Raw genomic sequence first — 5207 nt, 5'->3', positions numbered from 1 at the left:
GGCCTCGTCCAGGGGCAGGTACTCGGGGACCCACCCACCGGGAGCGCCGTATCCCATCACCGTGGGGCTGCTGGCGACGATGACCCGGGGGACTCCCAGCCGGACCGCCGCCTGGCATACATTGAAAGCCGCGGAGGTGTTCACCCGGTAGGTCACGGCATCGGTGCGGCCGAAGGGCGTGGCGATGGCGGCCAGGTGGACGATCGCCTCCGGCCGGTACCGGGCGACCACCTCGAAGGCCTCGCCCGTGTCGGTGACGTCCGCGGGGAGCACCGCCGCGCACGCCCCCCGGGGGCCCGGCGTCAGGTCCACCCCGATGACCTCGTGGCCACGGGACGCCAACGCGGCGACCACGCTGCGTCCGAATCGGCCGGCACTGCCGGTCACGAGCACCTTCATTGGTCCCGGTTCTCCCATCCACATAACAAGCGGTTGCAGAACCGTGGCGTAACAAAGGAGAAACGTCAAGACTTCCTGCGGGTATTCTTTACAACCGTTTGCAGGTTACGGTGAGTCGCGTGAGAGATGACTTCGGCCGTACCCCCGACGGCACCCCGGTCCGACGACACACCCTGCGGGCCCACGGCATCACCGCCGCGGTGCTCACCTACGGGTGCGTCATCCAATCGCTGCGCGTACCCGACGCCCGCGGGGACGAGGGCGGGGTCGTCATCGGTCTGGACTCCATGGAGGACTACGTCACGCGCAGCCGTTACTTCGGCGCCGTCGTGGGGCGGTACGGCAACCGCATCGCCCGGGCCCGCTTCACCCTGGACGGTCGGGACCACGAACTGCCCCGCAACCACGGGCGCAACGGTCTGCACGGCGGTCCGCTGGGCTTCGACAAGCGGGTCTGGGAGACGCTGGAGGTCGACGAGTCGCGGATCGTGCTGGAGCACATCAGCCCCGACGGCGAGATGGGCTACCCCGGCGAGCTGAGGGCCCGGGTGACCTACACCCTGGTACCCGGCACCGACGGCGGCGAACTGCGCATCGACTACCACGCGGTGACCGACGCGCCGACACACGTCAACCTCACCAACCACAGCTACTTCAACCTCGCCGGAGCCGGGACCGTGGACGACCACGAACTCACCCTGGACGCCGACCGGTTCCTGCCGGTGGACGAGGAGTTCATCCCGGACGGGAAGCCCGAACCGGTGGCCGACACCCCCTTCGACTTCACCGAACCCCACCGGATCGGCGAACGCATCGCCGACGATCACCCGCAGTTGAAGCTCGCCGGCGGCTACGACCACTGCTACGTCTTCCGCGCCCCCGCGGTGGACGACGTCCCGGTACCGGTGGCCCGGGTCACGGAGCCGTCCTCCGGCCGTATCATGCTGGTCTCGACCACCGAACCCGGAGTGCAGTTCTACTCGGGGAACATGCTGGCCGATGCCGAGTACGGCAGGGGCAGCGGGCTGTGCCTGGAGACCCAGCACTTCCCCGACTCGCCCAACCGGCCGGACTTCCCCTCCACCGTCCTGCGCCCGGGCGAGGAGTACACATCGACCACGGTCTACCGCTTCACGGCGGGTCGGCCGACGGGGGAGGCGGCACCACAGTGGCCGTAACGATTCGTGACGTAGCGCGGGCCACGGGGGTGCACGTCTCCACCGTCTCGCGCACCTTCTCCGCTCCCAACCTGGTCAGTACCCCCACCCGGGAACGGGTGATGGCCGTCGCCGCCGAACTGGGGTACCGGCCCAATCGGGCCGCCCGGGCGCTGACCACCGGACGCACGCACAACCTCGGGCTGATCGTCTCCGACATCGCCAACCCCTTCTTCCCGCCGCTCATCAAGGCGGCCCAGGCCTACGCCCGGGAGCGCGAGTACCACGTCTTCGTCGCCGACACCGATGAGGACCCCCAGGCCGAGGAGGAACTGATCCGCACCCTCGCCAAGCAGGTGGACGGCGTGGTGCTGGTCGCCCCCCGACTGACCAACCAGGCCATCGAGCGACTGGGCCTGGAACTGCCCTTCGTCGTGGTCAACCGCCGGGTCAAGGGGCTGTCCGCGGTGCTGATGGACATCGGTCACGGCACCGAGTTGGCGGTCGAGCACCTCGCCGGACTCGGCCACCGTCGACTCGGCCTCCTCTCCGGGCCGCGCGGCTCGTGGAGCAGCGAGCAGATGAAGCGCGCCGCCGCGGTGGCCGCCGAGCGCGCCGACCTCCGACTGACCGTCATCGGGCCGAACGCGCCCACCGAACGCGGCGGCATCGCCGCGGCGACGGCGGTCCGCGACAGCGGTGTCACCGCCGTGATCGCCTACAACGACCTGGTCGCCATCGGGCTCATCGAAGGACTGGGCGAACTCGGCACGGAGGTGCCGGCCGACATGAGTGTCGTCGGTGTCGACGACACGGTCGCCGGGCGACTCAACCGTCCCAAGCTCACCACCATCGTCATGCCCACCCCCGCGGCCGGACGCACCGCCGTCGACCTGTTGCTCCAGGCCGTGGACGAGGACGGTCGCACCGCCGCACAGGCCACCCTGGCCACCGATCTGGTGGTGCGCGAGTCCACCGCGGCGGCGCCCGGGGTGGCCGACACCGGAGCCTGACCCGCGCCCCGGTCCCCCGGCCGACGAACCACGACCGCCCGGGGGCACGCCCCCGCCCCACCGTCGGGTGACGGTGGGCGGGCATCCGTGGTCGTCGGTTCGTCCCGCCCCCTCGGCCGGAGGCGGGGACGCGCGCCCCTCCCGAATCCCCTTCGGTTAGGCATGCCTTACGTGACGTACGGCATCCCGGCGCGCCGGAGGCCGGCTTGCCCGGCGCCGGCGAATTACGCAACAATGGTGTTGTGAAAAACCGGAGCGAGCATGCCCAGCGGGAGGGAAGCCGGTCGGTCGACGCGACCACCGCGCCTCCGCACCCCGGCCTGCCCGCCTCCGAGGAGCAGCACGGCACCCGCGGCAGGGTGGCCCGTTCCATACTCGACCACGGCCCCTCCAGCGCCGCCGAGCTGGCCGAGCGCCTGGGTCTGACCCAGGCCGCCGTCCGGCGGCACCTCGACGCCCTCACCGCCGACCGGATCGTGGAGGCGCGCGAGCGCCGGGTCCACGGTGCGCGGGGCAGGGGACGGCCCGCGAAGGTCTTCGCGCTGACCGACGAGGGCCGGGAGTCCTTCGAGCAGGCCTACGACCAGCTGGCCGTCGACGCGCTGCGGTGGATCGCCCGCGGCGCGGGGGGCGGGGAGCTGGGCGAGGCCGCCGTGCTGGCCTTCGCCCGGGCCCGGGCCGACGCGCTCGCCGAGCGCTACCGCGCCGAGGTCGAGCGGGCCGAACCGCACCGTCGCACCGCCGCCCTCGCCGCCGCGCTCAGCCGGGACGGCTTCGCCGCCGCCGCCCGTTCGGCCCCCGCGCCGGGCGGGGAGCAGCTGTGCCAGCACCACTGCCCGGTGGCCCACGCCGCCGAGCGCTTTCCGCAGCTGTGCGAGGCGGAGACCGAGGTCTTCTCCCGCCTGCTCGGCACCCACGTGCAGCGTCTGGCCACCATCGCCCACGGCGACGGGGTCTGCACCACGTTCGTGCCGTCCACCACGCCCGGGGACCGGACGCGCGCCCACCACCGGCACGCGTCCCGGCCCCCGTCCCGCGGCGGGAGACCCACCGGGGCCGCCCCCGGCGCCCCGGGAGCCGCATCGAACACCACCGCGAAGACCGCATCACCACGTACTGCCGGGAGGAACCCCGCATGACGCTCCCCACGGAGACCGCCCACCCCGAACTGGAGGGTCTGGGCACCTACGAGTACGGCTGGGCCGACTCCGACACGGCAGGTGCTTCCGCTCGGCGCGGCCTCTCCGAGGAGGTCGTCCGCGACATCTCGGCGAAGAAGTCCGAGCCGGAGTGGATGCTCAACCTGCGCCTGAAGGCGCTGAAGCTGTTCGGGAAGAAGCCCATGCCCAACTGGGGCTCCGACCTCAGCGGCATCGACTTCGAGAACATCAAGTACTTCGTCCGCTCCACCGAGAAGCAGGCCACCTCCTGGGAGGACCTGCCCGAGGACATCAAGAACACCTACGACAAGCTGGGCATCCCGGAGGCCGAGAAGCAGCGCCTCGTCGCCGGCGTGGCCGCCCAGTACGAGTCCGAGGTGGTCTACCACCAGATCCGCGAGGACCTGGAGAAGCAGGGCGTCCTCTTCCTGGACACCGACACCGCCCTGCGGGAGCACCCGGAGATCTTCCGCGAGCACTTCGGGACCGTCATCCCGACCGGCGACAACAAGTTCGCCGCGCTGAACACCGCGGTGTGGTCCGGTGGCTCCTTCATCTACGTGCCCAAGGGTGTCCACGTGGACATCCCTCTGCAGGCCTACTTCCGGATCAACACCGAGAACATGGGCCAGTTCGAGCGGACCCTGATCATCGTGGACGAGGACGCCTACGTCCACTACGTCGAGGGCTGCACCGCCCCGATCTACCAGTCCGACTCGCTGCACTCGGCGGTCGTGGAGATCATCGTCAAGAAGGGCGGCCGCTGCCGCTACACGACGATCCAGAACTGGTCGAACAACGTCTACAACCTGGTGACCAAGCGGGCGGTGGCCTACGAGGGCGCCACCATGGAGTGGGTCGACGGCAACATCGGCTCCAAGGTCACCATGAAGTACCCGGCCGTCTACCTGATGGGCGAGCACGCCAAGGGCGAGACCCTCTCGGTGGCCTTCGCCGGCGAGGGTCAGCACCAGGACGCCGGCGCGAAGATGGTTCACATGGCGCCCCGCACCTCCTCCAACATCGTCTCCAAGTCGGTGGCCCGCGGCGGCGGCCGGACCTCCTACCGGGGCCTGATCGAGATCGCCGAGGGCGCGGAGGGCTCGAAGTCCAGCGTGCTGTGCGACGCGCTCCTGGTGGACACCGTCTCCCGCTCCGACACCTACCCCTACGTGGATGTCCGCGAGGACGACGTCACGATGGGCCACGAGGCGACCGTCTCGAAGGTCAGCGACGACCAGCTCTTCTACCTGATGAGCCGGGGCATGTCCGAGGACGAGGCGATGGCCATGATCGTGCGCGGCTTCGTCGAGCCGATCGCCAAGGAGCTGCCGATGGAGTACGCCCTGGAGCTCAACCGCCTGATCGAGCTGCAGATGGAGGGCGCGGTCGGCTGACGCCGTCCGGCTCCCGGCCCGAACGGGGGCGGTCATCCGCGAGGGTGACCGGCCCCCGTCGGGCCGCCCTCCGTCCGGCCC

5 protein-coding genes are annotated in these 5207 nt (G+C 70.8%); 4 read left to right on the top strand and 1 reads right to left on the bottom strand.

The genetic code is table 11. From position 1 onward, the window contains the following. A partial coding sequence (locus FNQ90_RS11930) for an NAD-dependent epimerase/dehydratase family protein (protein WP_182606353.1) occupies window positions 1–399 on the bottom strand: 399 nt, incomplete at its 3' end. Between the two features lie 119 nt (window positions 400–518). Here FNQ90_RS11930 and FNQ90_RS11925 point away from each other — a divergent pair. The 4 genes from FNQ90_RS11925 to sufB all read left to right on the top strand — a co-directional run bounded on the left by FNQ90_RS11925 (window position 519) and on the right by sufB (window position 5126). Continuing rightward, complete coding sequence (locus FNQ90_RS11925) at window positions 519–1577, top strand: aldose epimerase family protein (RefSeq protein ID WP_182606352.1); 1059 nt, start codon at window positions 519–521, stop codon at window positions 1575–1577. Then, entirely contained in the window at window positions 1568–2569 is a 1002-nt protein-coding gene (locus FNQ90_RS11920; RefSeq protein ID WP_182606351.1) for a LacI family DNA-binding transcriptional regulator, read from the top strand. Before FNQ90_RS11925 ends, FNQ90_RS11920 begins: the two co-directional genes overlap by 10 nt. 242 nt (window positions 2570–2811) lie before the next feature. Further along, window positions 2812–3708 carry a helix-turn-helix transcriptional regulator gene (locus FNQ90_RS11915; RefSeq protein ID WP_407699347.1) on the top strand — a complete coding sequence of 299 codons (897 nt, stop codon included), beginning with the start codon at window positions 2812–2814 and terminating at the stop codon, window positions 3706–3708. Then, a complete protein-coding gene (sufB, locus tag FNQ90_RS11910; RefSeq protein ID WP_143616763.1) occupies window positions 3705–5126 on the top strand; it encodes a Fe-S cluster assembly protein SufB in 1422 nt (473 codons plus the stop codon). The genes FNQ90_RS11915 and sufB overlap by 4 nt, the downstream gene beginning before the upstream one ends. Window positions 5127–5207 lie beyond the last annotated feature (81 nt).

Source organism: Streptomyces alkaliphilus, from assembly GCF_014141535.1.
Taxonomy (GTDB): domain Bacteria; phylum Actinomycetota; class Actinomycetes; order Streptomycetales; family Streptomycetaceae; genus Streptomyces; species Streptomyces alkaliphilus.
The sequence above is the reverse complement of the archived record's forward strand: the minus strand, read 5'-3'. Positions and strand labels throughout refer to the sequence as shown.

Bases quoted from the DNA above. Each gene is read 5' to 3' on its own strand.
- sufB (WP_143616763.1), top strand. From the start codon at position 3,705: ATGACGCTCCCCACGGAGACCGCCCACCCCGAACTGGAGGGTCTGGGC.